We start from the raw sequence: 16,132 nt of genomic DNA, 5'->3' as shown, positions 1-16,132 counted from the left end.
TTGAAGGAACCCGCTCTCGTAGCGGGTTCTTTCATTTCAGGCCCTTGATTTTCCTCCGGAAAGAACTGTTACGCCGCGCCGATGACCCATTGGTCACGAAACTTTGCCGATTCGTCCCCGGACGAAGGTGTCTCATCTACAATGCGCGACGTCTCCTGTTCCTGAACGTGTTTCAACGACACCTGCTACCGAGGTTTTCATGATCATCAAACCGCGCGTGCGTGGCTTCATCTGCGTCACTACCCACCCGACCGGCTGCGAAGCCAACGTCAAGGAACAGATCGAGTACGTCGAGGCGCATGGCCCCATCGCCAACGGTCCGAAGAAGGTCCTGGTAATCGGTTCGTCCACCGGCTACGGCCTGGCCGCGCGCATCAGCGCCGCCTTTGGCGCTGGCGCCGACACCCTGGGCGTGTTCTTCGAGCGCCCGGGCAGCGAGACCAAGGCGGGCACTGCCGGCTGGTACAACTCCGCTGCCTTCGAGAAGTTCGCCAAGGCCAAAGGGCTGTATGCGCGCAGCATCAACGGCGACGCCTTCTCCGATGAAGTGAAGAACGTCACCATCGAGACCATCAAGCAGGACCTGGGCAAGGTCGACCTGGTCGTCTACAGCCTGGCCGCGCCGCGCCGTACCCATCCGAAGACCGGCGAGGTCTTCAACTCCGTGCTCAAGCCGGTCGGCAAGACCGTCAACTTCCGTGGTCTGGACACCGACAAGGAAGTGATCAAGGAAAGCGTGATGGAGCCGGCCACCGACGCCGAAATCGCCAATACCGTGGCGGTGATGGGCGGCGAAGACTGGCAGATGTGGATCGATGCCCTGCAGGAAGCCGGCGTACTGGCCGACGGCGCCAAGACCACCGCCTTCACCTACCTGGGCGAAGAGATCACCCACGACCTGTACTGGAACGGCTCTATCGGCGCCGCCAAGAAGGACCTGGACCAGAAGGTCCTGGGCATTCGCGAGAAACTGGCGGTCACCGGTGGCGACGCCCGTGTTTCCGTACTGAAAGCCGTGGTTACCCAGGCCAGTTCGGCTATCCCGATGATGCCGCTGTACCTGTCGCTGCTGTTCAAGGTGATGAAGGAGAAGGGCACCCACGAAGGCTGCATCGAGCAGGTCGACGGCCTGTTCCGCGAAAGCCTGTACGGCTCCGAGCCGCACCTGGACGCCGATGGCCGCCTGCGTGCCGACTACAAGGAACTGCAGCCGGACGTGCAGGACACCGTGAAGGACCTGTGGGACAAGGTGACCAACGAGAACCTGTACCAGCTGACCGACTTCACCGGCTACAAGACCGAGTTCCTGCGTCTGTTCGGCTTCGAGATCGCCGGCGTCGACTACGAGCAGGACGTCAATCCGGACGTGCAGATTCCCAATCTGATCCAGCTCTGAGTCCTGGCTCTTTGCACCAACAGAAACGGCGCCCCAAGGCGCCGTTTCTGCATCCGCGATACCGACTCAGTTGGCCGCGGCAACCGGCGCGTGATTCTGCTGGAGGAAGTCCAGGTAGAGGCGCGCGGTTTCCTCTGGGCGCTCGATCATCGGCACATGGCCGCAATCGCGCAGGATGGCCACGCTGGGCTTCTTCAGCAGCGGTTTCATCACCTCGATGCTGGAGACATCCAGTACGCGATCACGGTCGCCCCAGAGCAGCAGGGTAGGCGCGGTGATCTTCGGCAACTCCGGCTCCAGCGGGATGTAGCGCTCGCGCAATTGCTGGAAGACCATGCCGTTGAAGGCACTGCGCTCCAGGGAGCGTTCGGCCAGGTAAACGCGCAGTCGCGAAGGTAGCGGCGGTTGCTGAACGAAGACGAAATCGAGCAGGGCGGGGAAGTCTTCCACCTTGCGCAGCACCAGTGGGTTGTCCTCGCCCTTGGTCAGGCGCTCGAACAGTTCGCTCTGGTGCGGGGCGGTGACCCCGGCATTGTCGAACAGGCCGACCGACAGCACTTCCTGCGGATGACGTGCGGCGAGCAATGCCGCGATATGTCCACCCATGGAATTGCCGACGACATGGAAGCGTCCAATACCCAGTTCGCGCATGAAGTTGGCCAGGCGCTCGGCCTGGGTGCCGACGTCGTAGCTGATGTTCGCGGGTTTGCTGCTGTCGCCGAAGCCGGGCAGGTCGACGGCGATGACGTGGTAATCCTTGGTGAGGAAGCGGGCGAAGCGCGGCCAGTTGCTCTTGTCGGCGCCGAAGCCGTGGATCAGCAGGATGGTCTGCGCCTTGTCGGGGCCGCCCTCGTAATAGGTGATATCCAGGTCGTCCACCTGGAGGCTGTGGGTCGAAAGCCTGGCGCGTGCGCTTTCGACGTACTGCGCGGTGGCCAGCAGCGTGGACGGGAAGGCGTACAGGATGCCAGCGGCGACGGCTATCAGCAGGAGAAGGGCCAGAAGGGCTTTCTTCATGAGAAGTCCTTATTACAAAATCAGGGCGGGGTGCTTTACGCTAGCATTTTGCGGCTCTAAGCATGGCCGTTCTTTCTTCTGGCAAGCGAGACTACCGATGCGTGAATGTTCTAGGATGCTGCGTGCGGCTCTTCTGCTGGTGACTTTCTCGATTCCCCTGGCCGGCATCGCGGCTGGCAAGTGCGAACGACTGGTGGCGACCGGCAATCCGGAGTATCCCCCCTACCTGTGGCGCGACCCGGCGCAACCGGAGCGGCTGATCGGCGCCAACGCCGACCTGCTGGAGCAGATCGGCAAGGCGATCGGCGTGAACATCCGGGTCATCTACACCGGCTCCTGGGCGCGTGCGCAGGAAGAAGCGCGTCTGGGGCGCATCGATCTCATCGCCGGCGCTTTCCTCACGCCGCCGCGCCTGGAAACCATGGACTACATCCATCCCGCCTTCCTGATCACCGACAACGTGATCTGGATGCGCAAGGACGCGACCGTGGCCTATGCCGGGCGGGACGACCTGAAAGGTCTGAAAGGCGGAACCCTGGTGAACAACAGCTTCGGCCCGGACTTCGACACCTTCGCCAAGGAGCAGTTGACGCTGGAAGAGGTGCCCAGCCTGACCCAGGCCTTTCAGAAACTGCTGCTCAAGCGCTCGGATTATGTGATCTACGAGCACTATCCCGGCCTGGCCGTCGCCGATACCCTCGGCATGGCCGACGATCTCCAGCCCCTGGAACCGCCGGTCTCCAGTGAAGGTCTGTACCTGACCGTCGCGCACAACTCGGTCTGCAACGACCCGTGGCTGCGCGGACAACTGGCGAAAAAGATGACAGAATTGACCGCCGCCGGGGTCCCTCAGCGTCTGCTGCAGGACAACCTGGCCCGCTGGAAGGCGCAGCAACTGCGGCCCGCCGGCACTCCCACCCAGTAGGACAACAGATTTCGTGATCAAGCGACGGATGATGGTCGCCGGCCTGGCTTTGTTTGCATTGGCCGGCTGTGCGACGAACGACCCGGCACCCAATGAGCAGATGCGCCTCACCGAACAGGCGCTGGAACAGGCCAAGGCCGTGGGTGCGACCGATGACGTGGCCGAGCTTAAGCTCGCCGACGACAAGTACCAGGCGGCCAAGGGCGCCCTGGCGGTCGGCTCGAACAAGAAGGCCCGGCAACTGGCCGAACAGGCCGAGCTCGATGCGCGCCTGGCCGAGGCCAAGGTTCTGACGCGCAAGAGCGCGGAGCAACTGGCAGAGCAGGGCAAAAGCATCAACCGTCTGCGTAAACAGTTGGGAGAAGTGCAATGACTCCCGTGCAACTGTTGCGCCTGACTGCCCTGGCGAGTGCGGTCCTGCTCGCTGGTTGCGCCAATAGCCAGCTCAGTGAAAAGTCCCTGGAGCAGGCGCGCACCCAGTTCCAGGCGGTGAGGGAAGACTCCTCCGTGCTGCGCAGCGCGCCCAAGGATGTGATTCGCGCCGGCGAGTCCCTGGCCCGCGCCGAGCGCTTGTCCAACTACTGGGGCAGCAGCGACGACGTGCTGCAGTATTCCTACCTCAGCCAGCGCTACAGCGAGATCGCCCGCGAGCACAGCAACCTGGCGCTGAACCAGGAGCGCCTGGCCAAGCAGCAGCTGGAGCGTGAGCGTCTGCAATTGGCGATGCGCGAGGCGCGCCTGCTCAACGTGCAGGAGCAGAGCAAGTGGCTGGAGCAGCAGATGGTCAGCCTGGCCACCAACGAAACTGAGCGCGGCCTGGTGCTGACCCTCGGCGACGTGCTGTTCGACAGCGGCGAGGCCGACCTCAAGCCGGCCGCCAACCGCACCGTGCTCAAGGTGGTTCAGTTCCTCCAGCTCAACCCGCGCCGGGTGATCCGCATCGAGGGTTACACCGACGCCGAGGGTGATCGCGAGCAGAACCTGCAGTTGTCCAAGGACCGCGCGCAGGCGGTGGCCGATGCGCTGAGCGACCTGGGCGTGGACGACAAGCGCATCCAGGTGCAGGGCTACGGCGAGGCTTATCCGATCTCGGACAACGCTTCGTCGCTGGGGCGTGCGCAGAATCGTCGAGTGGAAATCGTGTTCTCCGACGAGAAGGGCCAACTCGGCGCCGCACGCTGATCCCGCGAAACATTCCGACAAATGAAAAGCCCCTGAACCGACCGTTCCGGGGCTTTTCTTTATGGCATCTCGAAATCCTTCGAGTGGCACCTTGGCGAAAATGGCGAGGTGCGACTAATCCCCATTAGGGGCGCAGTAAACGAGAGAAATCGATGCCTTCTGAAAAGAAACTTCCGAATGTGATAGTGGCTGACCCGCAACCGATGATCGGCTGGGGTCTACAGCATTACCTACCTGAGCACCGACTGGCGCAGGTCAAGGCCTTCGTCAGCGATACGGACAGCTTGCTGGAGGCGCTCAACGCCAATCCGGACGTCGACCTGGCCATTATCGAGCTGGCGCTGCCCGGTTCCCGCGGGCGCGATGGCGTGCACCTGATCGAGTGGGTGCGCCGGCATCATCCCGATGTGCGCATCCTGGTCTATTCGATCATGGGGGCGCCGTTGCTGGCAGCGGCGGCGGTGAAGTGCGGTGCAGTGGGGTATATCTGCAAGCGTCACTCGCTGAATCTGCTGGACGAGGCGTTCGCGCGGCTGGCCAAGGGGGAGACCTACATCGACCCCATGCTCCGTCAGCCGCGACATACCGGCCGCCCGTTGAGCCCGACGGAAATCGACATCATCCGTCGGCTGGCCCACGGTGCCACGGTGGGCGAGATCGCCGAGCGAACCAATCGCAGCGTCTCCACCATCAGCACCCACAAGCGCAATGCCATGCTCAAGCTCGGCCTCAACACCGATGCGCAATTGGTGGCTGTAGGTCTGCTGGATTGGCTGGGGGAGATCTGAATGGGCGCTCCCGGCGAACTGTATTGGGGAGAATACTGACGACTGTTCTGGAACAGTTTGTACTTTTTGGCTACTGTTTCGGTTCAATGACCGAGGGATGGCCGTCATGTCCAATCTGCTTCTGTACCAGCGCATCGCCCAGCAACTGGCGGAGGACATCCGTCGTGGTGTCTACCAGCCAGGTGAGCGCGTACCGTCCGTGCGCAAGTTGAGCACCCAGCTCAACGTCAGCCACGCCACGGTGCTGCAGGCCTACGCCACCCTCGAAGATCAGGGCCTGATCCGCGCCCGCCCGCAGTCCGGCTTCTATGTGCATCGGACGCCGGCGCTGACGGCGTCGACGCCGGATATCGCCCGTGTCGAGCGCCCCGGTCTGGTCACCCGCAGCAGCATCATCAACCAGGTACTCGCCGAGGCGCGCCGCGAGGGCGTGTTCCCGCTGGGCGCCGCCGTGCCGCACGTGGATTACCTCCCGGTCCGCGCATTGCACCAGCAGTTGGCCAAGGTCACGCGCTTCTCCAGCCCGCGCGCCTTCAGCTATATGTTCAGCCCCGGCTACGAGCCGTTGCGTCGCCAGGTGGCGATCCGCATGCGCGATGCCGGTGTGGTGGTCGATCCGACCCAGGTGACCATCACCCACGGCTGTGTGGACGCCATCCACATGGCGCTGAGGGTGATGACCCGTCCGGGCGACCTGATCGCCACCGAGTCGCCGAGCTACTACGGCCTGCTGCAATTGGCCGACATCCTCGGCCTGAAGGTCATCGAAATCCCCAGCGACCCGCTCACCGGCATCAGCCTGGAAGCCTTGCAGCTTGCCGCCAACCAGTGGCCGATCAAGGCGCTGGTGCTGACCGCGCGCTTGAGCAACCCGCTGGGCGGCACCATCCCGGAGGACCGCCAGAAGGCACTGCTCAAGCTCACCGCCGAGCACAATATCGGGGTGATCGAAGACGACATCTACGGCGAGCTGATGTTCGACCAGGGACAGACCAAGGCGCTCAAGGCGCACGACCGTGATGGCCGCGTGGTGTACTGCTCGAGCTTCTCCAAGACCATTTCGCCCGGCGTGCGCATCGGCTGGATCATCACCGAGCGCTACCAAGAGGAAATCCGCCGCCTGCAGACCTTCACCACGCATTCGGCGTGCACCGTCACCCAGATGGGCGTGGCGGCGTACCTGGAGAACGGCGGCTACGACCGGCACCTGCGCTACATCCGCCAGGAGTACCGCAAGAACATGACGGCCTACCAGCTGGCGGTGCAGCAGTACTTCCCGGAAGGCACGCAGATGACCCGGCCCAAGGGCGGCTTCATCCTCTGGGTCAGCCTGCCGGCCAAGGTGAATACCAAGGAGCTGCACGTGCGCGCGCTGGAGCAGGGCATCAGCATCGCGCCGGGGCTGATCTTCAGTAACACCGAGCAGTTCAACAACTGCCTGCGCCTGACCTGCGGCATACCGTGGGACCGTGAGGCGGAGCGGGCGATCATGACCCTCGGCATGCTGGCTTGCCAGCTGTGCCAGGAAGAGCTGATCGCAGCGTGATTGTGCTGCCTTCGTAGGAGCGGACCTTGTCCGCGATGGCCGGATTGTCCGGCGCCATTCGCGGATAAGATCCGCTCCTACAACATTTGTCCTCCGTTCTTTGCGTCTGTTCTAACCCGTTTCCCCGTGCCGCCTCGTCTGAGGAGTTGAATCCCTCCGCGAGGCCGCCGCCATGTCGCTCCCTGTTCATTTCCTTCGCCCTGCCGCCCAGGGTTTTGCTATCGGATTGCTGATCGCCGTCGCCGGCTGCGGAATTTCCCCCGAGGGCGAGCCAAAGCAGAAGGCGGCCGCCCAGGACGCATCCGCCCAGCTCGAGCCGTTGACCAAGCCCGCCAGCCCAGCGCCGGCGCAGCTGCACGAAGAAAGCGCCAAGCTGCAGCGCTCCGCCGGCTACCTCGCCCAGGCTCCCATCGCCAGCATCGCACCCGCGCCTATGGCCGACATGCAGCAGCCCGGCTATGTGGACGTGCCCCGCGAGCAGTACCAGAACCTGCCGGACAACCCGGTCCACGCCGTCGCCCAGGAGCCGGTTTCCACCTTCAGCATCGACGTCGACACCGGCAGCTACGCCAACGTCCGGCGCATCCTCAACGAAGGCCGCTTGCCGCCCAAGGGCGCGGTACGGCTGGAGGAGATGGTCAACTACTTCCCCTACGACTATGCACTGCCCAACAGCGAAGGCGCCTCGCCCTTCGGCATCACCACTGAGCTGGCGCCTACGCCGTGGAATCCGAATACCCGCCTGCTGCGGGTCGGCATCAAGGCCTCGGATCGCAGCGTTGCGGAGCTGCCGCCGGCCAACCTGGTGTTCCTGGTGGACGTCTCCGGCTCCATGGATCGCCGCGAGGGCCTACCACTGGTGAAAAGCACCCTCAAGCTCCTGGTGGACCAGTTGCGTGAGCAGGACAAGGTGTCCCTGGTGGTCTATGCCGGCGAGTCCCGCGTGGTGCTGGAGCCGACATCCGGACGCGACAAGGCGACCATCCGCAGCGCCATCGAGCAGCTTCAGGCCGGCGGTTCCACGGCTGGCGCCTCGGGCATCGAACTGGCTTACCGGATGGCGCAGAAGGGCTATCTGCCCAAGGGCATCAACCGCATCCTGCTGGCCACCGATGGCGATTTCAATGTCGGCATCAGCGACTTCGAGACGCTCAAGCAGATGGCCGCCGAGAAGCGCCGCAGCGGTGTTTCGCTGACCACCCTGGGCTACGGCGTGGACAACTACAACGAGCAGCTCATGGAACAGCTGGCCGACGCGGGCGACGGCAGCTATGCCTACATCGACAACCTGCGCGAGGCGCGCAAGGTACTGGTGGACCAGCTCAGCTCGACCCTCGCGGTGGTCGCCAAGGACGTGAAGATCCAGCTGGAATTCAACCCGGCGCAGGTCAGCGAGTACCGCCTGCTGGGTTACGAGAACCGTGCGCTCAAGCGCGAGGACTTCAGCAACGACAAGGTGGATGCCGGCGAGATCGGCGCCGGGCATACCGTCACCGCGCTCTACGAGATTGTCCCGGCCGGCGGCAAGGGCTGGCTGGAGCCGCTGCGCTACCAGGGCGACGCGGTGAAGTCCGACGCCAAGGGGGACGAACTGGCCCTGCTGCGTGTGCGCTACAAAGGCGCCGAAGGTGGCACCAGCCAGTTGATCGAGCGGCCCATTCGCGTTGCCGAGCAGCGTGCGAGCATCGCCCAGGCCAGTGACGACCTGCGCTTCGCCGCCGCTGTGGCTGCCTTCGCCCAGCAACTGGAAGGCGGGCGCTACACGGGGGCCTTCGACATCGGCGATACTGTAAATCTGGCTCGCGCCGCGCGGGGCGAGGATCGCTTCGGCCTGCGCGCAGAGTTCGTCCAGCTCGCCGAGCTGGCGCAGAGCCTGCAGACCCCGGTACCCGAACAGGCACGGATAGAGTGATTTGAACAAACCCCTCACGGACGATAGTGACGTCGCGCTCCTGCGACGTTACCGACAAGGTGACGCCGAGGCCTTCGCCGAGCTTTACGCTCGCCATCGCCTCGGCCTGTTCCGCTTCCTCTGCGGCCTGTGCGGCGACAACGCCCAGGCCGAAGAGGTGTTCCAGGAAACCTGGCTGAGCCTGATCCGCAGCGACAGCCAACCGCTGGGCGCCGCCAGCTTCAAGACCTGGCTGTACCAGATCGGTCGCAATCGGCTGATCGACCACTGGCGCAAGCTGGGTCGGCACCAGGGGCGCCAGGAGAGCTTCGACGAGCAGCTGCACGGTGAGGCGCTGGCGGGCGAGAGCGTCGATCCGGCGCACGAGCTGGCCCTGAGTCGCGACCGGCAGCGCCTGCAAGGTGCGCTGGAGTCGCTGCCGGAGGAGCAGCGAGAGGTGTTCCTGCTGCGCGCCCATGGTGACCTGGAGCTGAACGAAATTGCCGAGCTGACGCGAACCCCGGCCGAAACGGTGAAGAGCCGGCTGCGCTACGCAATGCAGAAACTGCGCCGGTTGCTGTCGGACCCGGCGGCGACCGAGGAGGTAAGCCCATGAACCGCGATCCGCACGAGCAGGAACTGCTCGAGCACTTCCGCCGGCACAGCGACGAGCAGCCGTCGGCGCAGCTGGACGCGCGCATTCTGGCCGCCGCTCGCGCCGCCGTGCAGCCGAAGAAGCCCAGCCTGGGCGAACGCCTGCATCACTGGCTGCTGGGTGCTGGCAGCCGCCAGCGCTGGGGCGTTGCCGTGGCGGGCCTTGCGACCCTGGGCGTGGGGCTCAGCTTGACCTTGCGGACCTTTGACGAGGCGCCTCGGCAGTTCGATGCCCCGGTAGCCCCGGCCATGATGCGTGCGCCGGCGCCCGCGCCGGCCATGGCGCCGCCTGCAGCACCGGCTGCTGCGCCCTATGCGGCGGAGCCGAGCATGGCCGCGCCGCAGATGGACAGTATTGCCGCCACGGCTTCGAAGGAAGAACTGGCCAAGCCGGCGCCGATGAGCAAGAAAGTCACGGCGGAAGAGGCGAAGGCCAAGACCCGCGAGTTGGCTGACGCCCAGGCGCAGCCTGGCGTGCGAGCCCAGGGGAAGCTGCAAGCGTTCGCGGATGAGATCGACGAGCCGCGTACCAGCCTGCTGCACCTGCGTGACCTGCAAGGCAAGGGGCAGAGCGAGGAGGCTGGACGTGTGCGCGAGAGCCTCCGCCAGCGCTTCCCGGAGCTGGATATCGACAAGGCGCTGAAGGAATTGCCTGGCAATCCTTGATCAATGACAGGCCGGGTTCAGCCCGCGTCTGTCAGACTGATTGCAGTAACGGTTTGTCATGGCAAGACGCTTGCTCTGCAACGCAACTCGCGCCAGCATTGCGCGGTTTTTCTGACGGTCCGCTCCATGAAGAAGTCCCGAATCCTCGTTGTCGCCAGTCTGTCCCTGCTGCTCGCTGCCTGTGGCGACGAGCACAAGGACAAGGCTGTGGCTCCGGCCCCGGCTGTTGCCCCGGCCGTGACCGCGCCTGCCAGCTCGCCTGCGCCGGAACCGGCCGCCGAGCAGCCGCGCGAGGAAGAGGCCAAGCCTGCCGCCGCCAAGGCCGTGGCGGCGCCCAAGTCCGCCGCGGTGGAGGCCGCCATCAAGCCTGAGGCCAAGGCGCCCTCGAAGACGCCGGCGCAGGTGAAGAAGCCGATTGATCCGGTGGTCAAGCAGCCGCTGCCGACGGTGAAGCTGGACCTTCGTCTGCCCAGGGACCTGGTCGATCAGTTGGAGCCGGACGATCCGATCACCGTCATCGAGGAGAAGCCGATCCTGCCGCCGATGTTCGGCGAAAAAGCCGGACAGAGCCCCTTCGAGGTCGGTGGCCGGCTGATCCAGCGCGAGCCCAACGAGCGCGAGCCCAACGACGACAGTTGGCACTCGGACATCCGTGGAGCCGAGTTGCAGTTCAAGTTCCGCAACTGATCGCTCGATTTCCCTCCAGGAACGACTGTTTTCTTGTGCGATGCCGTGCCTGCGTTTTCCCCTCTCCCTCAAGCAAGAGGGGACCATCCGGGGCTTCAGCCGGCACGGCTATCTCTCCCCCTTCGGGCGCGCAGCCAGGACGGGGGAGCGGGGACGACTTCGCGAAGAAGTTCGTTATGGCAGCCTTCAGAAACGATGCACGCCGCCGCGAATCGCCTCGAACATCGCTGCGTCCAGCGTCCGATAATCCGCCTCTCCAGGCAGTCGCACGAACAGTGCTTCGGTGACGGCTGAGGGGTCGTAGGCGTTGCGCTTGAGGTCGGTCTTCTTGTACTTGAAGGTCCCGGTGGTCTCCACCTGGGCCAGCAGGCGCAGGAACAGCGGCACCGCGTAGGCCGGCAGTTCGCGGTCCAGGTGGGCCGCCAGTTCCGTGGCATCCAGGCTGGCGCCATCGGCCAGGCGCAGCGCGGCCATGCCGCAGCGGCCATTGGTGCCGGGAATCTCCACGCCATAGACCACCGCGTCCTCCACGCCGGGGAAGGCACCCAAGGCGTTTTCCACCTCGGTGGTGGAAACGTTCTCACCCTTCCAGCGGAAGGTGTCGCCCAGACGGTCGACAAACTGGGTGTGCTTGAAGCCGATGTCGCGCATCAGGTCGCCGGTGTTGAACCAGGCGTCGCCTTCCTTGAAGACGTTGCGATAGGTCACCGCCTCGCTCTTGGCCGGATCGGTGTAGCCATCGAACGGCCACTTGTCGCTGATCTCGCTGATCAGCAGGCCCGCTTCGCCCTTGTCGACTTTTTCCATGAAGCCCCTGGCATCGCGCACCGGCTGGTCGTTCTCCAGGTCATAACGGACGATTGCGTAGGTTGCCGGCGAGAAGCCCACCGTATTGTCGAAGTTGAATACGTTGGTGAAACCGATATTGCCTTCGCTGGAGGCATAGAACTCGGTGATCCGTTCGATGCCGAAGCGTTCCTTGAACTCGTTCCAGATCGAGGGGCGCAGGCCGTTGCCGATCATGCAGGTCAGGCTGTTGCCGCGTTCCTCGGCGCATTCGGGCTGGTTGAGCAGGTAGCGGCAGAGCTCGCCGATGTAGCCGAAGCAGGTGGCCTGGTACGCCTGCACGTCCTTCCAGAAGGAGCTGGCGGAGAACTTGCGGCGCAAGGCGATGGCCGCGCCGCCGGCCAGTACGGCGCTCCAGCACACGGTCACGGCGTTGTTGTGGTAGCAGGGCAGCGTCAGGTAGAGCACATCGCTGTTGGTCAGGCCCAGGCCGGAGTGGCCGAAACCGCCGTAGGCCTTGATCCACTTGCCATGGCTCATGATCGAGGCCTTCGGCAGCCCGGTGGTGCCGGAGGTGTAGATGTAGAAGCAGGCGTCCTTCAGGCGCACCTGGGCGGTTTCCGGCAGGTTCGTGGAGTCCTGCTCCTGGGCCATGCGCATCAGGTTCTGCCAGCCGGCGGGCGGTTGCGCCGGTTCGTCGCCGTCGGCGATCCAGTAGCAGCGTCCACCGCTGTTCTCCAGTGCCGGGCGCACATCCTCGAAGGCGTCGCGCAGCTCTTCACCGACCACGAAGTGGCTGGGCTTGACCAGGTTGAGGCTATGGCTGAGGACCTGCCCGCGCTGGGTGGTGTTGACCAGCGCGCCGATGGCGCCGAGCTTGGCCAGGGCGGCGAGCACCACGAGCATTTCGGCGCGATTCTCCAGCATCACCGCCACCACGCTGGCGTGATGCACGCCTTCTGCCTGGAGGGCGCGCGCGAGGCGATTGGCCCAGCCGTTGAAGAGGGCGTAGGACAGACGCCGGCGCTCGTCGATCAGTGCCGGGCTGTCCGGGTAGAGGCGCGCGGCGCGCTCCAGGGCCCAGCCCAGGGAAAGGTTCTTCTCGCGGTTGCGGATGCCCGTGTAGTACAGCCCGCGCAGCATGCGCGGCACGCGACCGAGGGTGGCAGGCAGGTGGGCGAGGAATCGGGTCGGGGTGATGATGTCGGCGTGGGTCATTGAAGCGTGCCCTTGTTGTCATTGTTGTCTGTGGCGTGCAGACGCTTCCGAGCGACTCTAGGCCGCTCCCCGGCGCGCGACTATGGCCCATGCGCGTCAGGCGCAGGGCAGATCGGCAAACGTGCCGGCGAGGCGTTCATCGCAGTCTAGGAGGGGATGGCGAATGGGCGAGGGCGGGATTGTGTCGATTGGTAAACGCCGCGAACGATGCCAGCAGAGAGCGCCGTAGGGCGAATAACCGCTTGCGGTTATCCGCCGTCAGTCCGTGGGGAGTGAACTGCGGATAACGCGTTCCGCGCTATGCGCCCTACGAAGAGGCCCGCGAGTAGGCTCAGTCGAGGAACAGGTCGGGCACCAGGCTCCCGCCGTTCGGGTCGAAGCGGTACTGCTCGAAGTCGGCCTCACCTTGTTCGCGCAGGATGTCCTCGTCGATCAGCAGGCGCCCGCTGATGCTGCGCTCGCTGCTGGAGAGGATGGCGTAGGCGGCATCGGCCATGATCGCCGGGGTACGTGCGCGCTTGAAGGCGTCACGGCTGCCCAGTTCGAACTCGATGGCGGCGGTGGCGATCATGGTTTTCGGCCACAGCGCGTTGACGCTGATGCCGTACTTTTTGAACTCCTCGTGCATGCCGAGGGTAAGCATGCTCATGCCGTACTTGGTCACGGTGTAGGGGCCGTGCTGGGCGAACCACTTGCCAGCCAGGTTGATCGGTGGCGACAGGCTGAGGATGTGGCCCTTGCTTTCCTTCAGATAGGGCAGCGCGGCCTGGCTGCAAACCATCACCGCGCGGGTGTTGATCTGGTACATCAGGTCGAAGCGCTTGGGCTCCAGGCGCTCGACACCCACCAGCTTGATGGCGCCGGCGTTGTTCACCACGGCGTCGATGCCGCCGAAGTGCTCGGCGGCGCGGGCCATGGCTTCGCGCACGGCGTTCTCGTCGCGCACGTCCAGTTGCAGGGCCAGCGCCTTGCCGCCAGCGGCTTCGACTTCCTCGGCGACACTGAAGATGGTGCCTTCGAGTTTCGGATGGGGCTCGGCGCTCTTGGCGGCGATGACGATGTTGGCACCATCACGGGCGGCGCGCAGGGCGATTTCGCGGCCGATGCCGCGGCTGGCGCCGGTGATGAAGAGGGTTTTGCCTTTCAGGGACATGGGGTGCTCCGTGTTCTTGTTGTCTTTGTCGGACGGCATCGCGGATGAATCCGCTCCTACGAAAAGTGCTTTCTGATGATGGGTGCGCTGGGCCCTCCCTCACCCCAGCCCTCTCCCAAGGGGAGAGGGAGCCGATTGTGCCGACTGAATCCATGGTTTCAGCCTGCGCCGAACAGTCCCCTCTCCCTCCGGGAGAGGGTTAGGGTGAGGGGAAAGAATCCGTCAGACTGACTCCAGCGCCTCCACCTCCACCAACAACTGCCGCGATTTCACCTGCTCACCCTTGCTCACCTGCACGCGGCGGATCACGCCGTCGACGCCGGCCTTGAGCGGGTGCTCCATCTTCATTGCTTCCAGTACCAGCAGCAGTTGCCCCTTGCTGACCCGCGTCCCTTCGCTCACCAGTACGTCGACGATGGCGCCATCCATCGGCGCCTTCACCGTGCCGGAGCCTGCGCCGCCAGCCGCGCTGACGGGCTCGTGGGTGATGTCGAGCAATTCCAGGTTGCCGTCCGCGCCATACAGCCAGAGGCGCGCCCCGTCGCGGTGGAAGGGCAGGCGGCGACGAACGCCGTCGGCCTCCAGGATCGCGTCGCCGTTCTCCTCGCCGAGCAGGCGCAGATTGATTTCGGATTCACCGATGCGGGCCAGCAGCGCCGGCTGGGTGCCGTGTTCGCGGACTTCCAGCTCGACGACGAATTTCTCCTCGCCATGCTTGAGCGCAAAACGCCACGGCGCGCTACCTGCGCTGCGCCAGCCGGAGAGGCCGGGCTGGTGCGCGCGATCGCTGGCCGAGGCCTGGTAAAGCAGGGCGGCGGCGCAGGCCAGTTCCAGCGGCTGCGGCTGGCGCGGGGCCAGGCTCGGGTCGTCGGCGAACTGTTCGCCGATGAACGCCGTGGTGGCGTTGCCGGCGGCGAATTCCGGGTGCTTGAGCAGGTTGGCGAGGAAGCGCTGGTTGCCGGTCACGCCCAGCAGCACGCAGTCCTCCACGGCGCGCACCAGCTTGCGCCGGGCTTCGTCACGGGTAGCGCCGTAGGCAATGACCTTGGCCAGCATCGGGTCGTAGAAGGGCGTCACCGGCTGGCCTTCGCGCAGGCCGTGGTCGATGCGGATGCCGTCCAGCTGCGGCGGCGTCCAGCGCAGCACCTGGCCGGTCTGCGGGAGGAAACCGTTGCCGGCGTCCTCGGCGTACAGGCGTACCTCGATGGCATGGCCCTTGAGCTGGATCTGCTCCTGGGTGAGCGGCAGCGGATGGCCTTCGGCGACGCGAATCTGCCAGGCCACCAGGTCCTGGCCGGTGACCAGTTCGGTGACCGGGTGCTCCACCTGCAGGCGGGTGTTCATTTCCAGGAAGTAGAAGGCGCCGCTGGCATCCAGCAGGAACTCCACGGTGCCGGCGCCCAGGTAGTTCACCGACGCGGCGGCCTTCACCGCGGCGCTGCCCATGGCGGCGCGCAGTTCCTCGGTCAGCACCGGGCAGGGTGCTTCCTCGATGACTTTCTGGTGGCGGCGCTGCACCGAGCAGTCGCGCTCACCGAGATAGACGATGTGGCCGTGGCTGTCGCCGAACACCTGGATTTCCACGTGGCGCGGCTGCACCACGGCTTTCTCCAGGATCAGCTCGCCGCTGCCGAAGGCGTTCTGCGCTTCCGAACGCGCCGTGCGCAGTTGCTCGGCGAGGTCTTCGCTGCGTGTCACCAGGCGCATGCCGCGCCCGCCGCCGCCGGCGCTGGCCTTGATCATCAGCGGGTAGCCGATGCGCTCGGCCTCGCGGCGGAGCGTGGCGTCGTCCTGATCGGCGCCTTCGTAGCCGGGGATGCAGGGCACGCCGGCTTCGAGCATGGCGATCTTCGACAGGCGCTTGCTGCCCATCAGGTGGATAGCTTCCACGCCCGGACCGATGAAGACGATGCCGGCTGCCTCGCAGGCGCGGGCGAAGTCGGCATTCTCCGAGAGGAAGCCGTAGCCGGGGTGGACCGCGCCGGCGCCGGTGCGTTTCGCGGCGTCGAGGATCGCCTCGGGTTTCAGGTAGGACTGGCCGACCGGCGCCGGGCCGATGCACACGGCCTCGTCGGCCAGCTGTACGTGGCGGGCGTTGGCGTCGGCCTCGCTGTACACGGCCACGGTGCGGTAGCCCAGGTCGTGGGCGGTGCGGATCACCCGGCAGGCGATCTCGCCGCGGTTGGCAATCAGGATCTTGTCGAAGCTGGGCATGCTGGCTGT

14 protein-coding genes are annotated in these 16,132 nt (G+C 65.2%); 10 read left to right on the top strand and 4 right to left on the bottom strand.

What is annotated here, in order from left to right; all coding sequences use genetic code 11:
• Window positions 1-199 precede the first annotated feature (199 nt).
• A complete protein-coding gene (fabV, locus tag JVX91_RS23685) occupies window positions 200-1,396 on the top strand; it encodes an enoyl-ACP reductase FabV (RefSeq protein WP_205336534.1) in 1,197 nt (398 codons plus the stop codon).
• 66 nt (window positions 1,397-1,462) lie between these two features.
• Here fabV and JVX91_RS23680 read toward each other — a convergent pair whose 3' ends face one another.
• Window positions 1,463-2,413, bottom strand: a complete 951-nt coding sequence (locus JVX91_RS23680) for an alpha/beta hydrolase (RefSeq protein WP_205336533.1) — start codon at window positions 2,411-2,413, stop codon at window positions 1,463-1,465.
• Window positions 2,414-2,528: 115 nt separating this feature from the next.
• On the opposite strand from JVX91_RS23680, the gene JVX91_RS23675 reads away from it, so the two are divergent.
• From JVX91_RS23675 to JVX91_RS23635, 9 genes are all read left to right on the top strand, one after another.
• Entirely contained in the window at window positions 2,529-3,338 is an 810-nt protein-coding gene (locus tag JVX91_RS23675; protein ID WP_240201788.1) for a transporter substrate-binding domain-containing protein, read from the top strand.
• 13 nt (window positions 3,339-3,351) lie between these two features.
• Window positions 3,352-3,711 carry a DUF4398 domain-containing protein gene (locus tag JVX91_RS23670; protein WP_205336531.1) on the top strand — a complete coding sequence of 120 codons (360 nt, stop codon included), beginning with the start codon at window positions 3,352-3,354 and terminating at the stop codon, window positions 3,709-3,711.
• The gene (locus JVX91_RS23665) at window positions 3,708-4,520 is read left to right on the top strand and encodes an OmpA family protein (RefSeq protein ID WP_205336530.1); all 813 of its coding nucleotides are present in this window, start codon (window positions 3,708-3,710) and stop codon (window positions 4,518-4,520) included. The genes JVX91_RS23670 and JVX91_RS23665 overlap by 4 nt, the downstream gene beginning before the upstream one ends.
• 152 nt (window positions 4,521-4,672) lie before the next feature.
• Complete coding sequence (locus JVX91_RS23660; protein ID WP_205336529.1) at window positions 4,673-5,308, top strand: response regulator transcription factor; 636 nt, start codon at window positions 4,673-4,675, stop codon at window positions 5,306-5,308.
• Window positions 5,309-5,414: 106 nt separating this feature from the next.
• Window positions 5,415-6,854, top strand: a complete 1,440-nt coding sequence (locus JVX91_RS23655) for a PLP-dependent aminotransferase family protein (protein ID WP_045212506.1) — start codon at window positions 5,415-5,417, stop codon at window positions 6,852-6,854.
• A 172-nt stretch (window positions 6,855-7,026) separates the two neighbouring features.
• Window positions 7,027-8,766 carry a VWA domain-containing protein gene (locus JVX91_RS23650; RefSeq protein WP_205336528.1) on the top strand — a complete coding sequence of 580 codons (1,740 nt, stop codon included), beginning with the start codon at window positions 7,027-7,029 and terminating at the stop codon, window positions 8,764-8,766.
• 1 nt (window position 8,767) lies between these two features.
• Complete coding sequence (locus tag JVX91_RS23645; protein ID WP_205336527.1) at window positions 8,768-9,361, top strand: RNA polymerase sigma factor; 594 nt, start codon at window positions 8,768-8,770, stop codon at window positions 9,359-9,361.
• Window positions 9,358-10,065, top strand: coding sequence for a hypothetical protein (locus JVX91_RS23640; RefSeq protein WP_205336526.1), 708 nt, complete (start codon window positions 9,358-9,360; stop codon window positions 10,063-10,065). The genes JVX91_RS23645 and JVX91_RS23640 overlap by 4 nt, the downstream gene beginning before the upstream one ends.
• A 126-nt stretch (window positions 10,066-10,191) precedes the next feature.
• The gene (locus JVX91_RS23635; RefSeq protein ID WP_205336525.1) at window positions 10,192-10,752 is read left to right on the top strand and encodes a hypothetical protein; all 561 of its coding nucleotides are present in this window, start codon (window positions 10,192-10,194) and stop codon (window positions 10,750-10,752) included.
• Window positions 10,753-10,938: 186 nt separating this feature from the next.
• Here the strand turns inward: JVX91_RS23635 and JVX91_RS23630 are convergent, their stop codons facing one another.
• The 3 genes from JVX91_RS23630 to atuF all read right to left on the bottom strand — a co-directional run bounded on the left by JVX91_RS23630 (window position 10,939) and on the right by atuF (window position 16,123).
• Complete coding sequence (locus JVX91_RS23630) at window positions 10,939-12,756, bottom strand: long-chain-acyl-CoA synthetase (protein WP_205336524.1); 1,818 nt, start codon at window positions 12,754-12,756, stop codon at window positions 10,939-10,941.
• Window positions 12,757-13,087: 331 nt separating this feature from the next.
• Complete coding sequence (locus tag JVX91_RS23625; protein ID WP_205336523.1) at window positions 13,088-13,909, bottom strand: NAD(P)-dependent oxidoreductase; 822 nt, start codon at window positions 13,907-13,909, stop codon at window positions 13,088-13,090.
• A 222-nt stretch (window positions 13,910-14,131) separates the two neighbouring features.
• Entirely contained in the window at window positions 14,132-16,123 is a 1,992-nt protein-coding gene (atuF, locus tag JVX91_RS23620) for a geranyl-CoA carboxylase subunit apha (protein WP_205336522.1), read from the bottom strand.
• Window positions 16,124-16,132: the final 9 nt, after the last annotated feature.

The sequence above is a fragment of the Pseudomonas sp. PDNC002 genome, assembly GCF_016919445.1.
In the GTDB taxonomy this organism is placed as follows: domain Bacteria; phylum Pseudomonadota; class Gammaproteobacteria; order Pseudomonadales; family Pseudomonadaceae; genus Pseudomonas.
Note: the sequence above shows the minus strand (reverse complement) of the source record. Positions and strands in the feature narration are given on the sequence as shown.

Coding starts and splice junctions, on each gene's coding strand:
- fabV (WP_205336534.1), top strand. CDS start 200: ATGATCATCAAACCGCGCGTGCGTGGCTTCATCTGCGTCACTACCCAC.
- JVX91_RS23680 (WP_205336533.1), bottom strand. CDS start 2,413: ATGAAGAAAGCCCTTCTGGCCCTTCTCCTGCTGATAGCCGTCGCCGCT.
- JVX91_RS23675 (WP_240201788.1), top strand. CDS start 2,529: ATGCTGCGTGCGGCTCTTCTGCTGGTGACTTTCTCGATTCCCCTGGCC.
- JVX91_RS23665 (WP_205336530.1), top strand. CDS start 3,708: ATGACTCCCGTGCAACTGTTGCGCCTGACTGCCCTGGCGAGTGCGGTC.
- JVX91_RS23660 (WP_205336529.1), top strand. CDS start 4,673: ATGCCTTCTGAAAAGAAACTTCCGAATGTGATAGTGGCTGACCCGCAA.
- JVX91_RS23655 (WP_045212506.1), top strand. CDS start 5,415: ATGTCCAATCTGCTTCTGTACCAGCGCATCGCCCAGCAACTGGCGGAG.
- JVX91_RS23650 (WP_205336528.1), top strand. CDS start 7,027: ATGTCGCTCCCTGTTCATTTCCTTCGCCCTGCCGCCCAGGGTTTTGCT.
- JVX91_RS23640 (WP_205336526.1), top strand. CDS start 9,358: ATGAACCGCGATCCGCACGAGCAGGAACTGCTCGAGCACTTCCGCCGG.
- JVX91_RS23635 (WP_205336525.1), top strand. CDS start 10,192: ATGAAGAAGTCCCGAATCCTCGTTGTCGCCAGTCTGTCCCTGCTGCTC.
- JVX91_RS23630 (WP_205336524.1), bottom strand. CDS start 12,756: ATGACCCACGCCGACATCATCACCCCGACCCGATTCCTCGCCCACCTG.
- JVX91_RS23625 (WP_205336523.1), bottom strand. CDS start 13,909: ATGTCCCTGAAAGGCAAAACCCTCTTCATCACCGGCGCCAGCCGCGGC.
- atuF (WP_205336522.1), bottom strand. CDS start 16,123: ATGCCCAGCTTCGACAAGATCCTGATTGCCAACCGCGGCGAGATCGCC.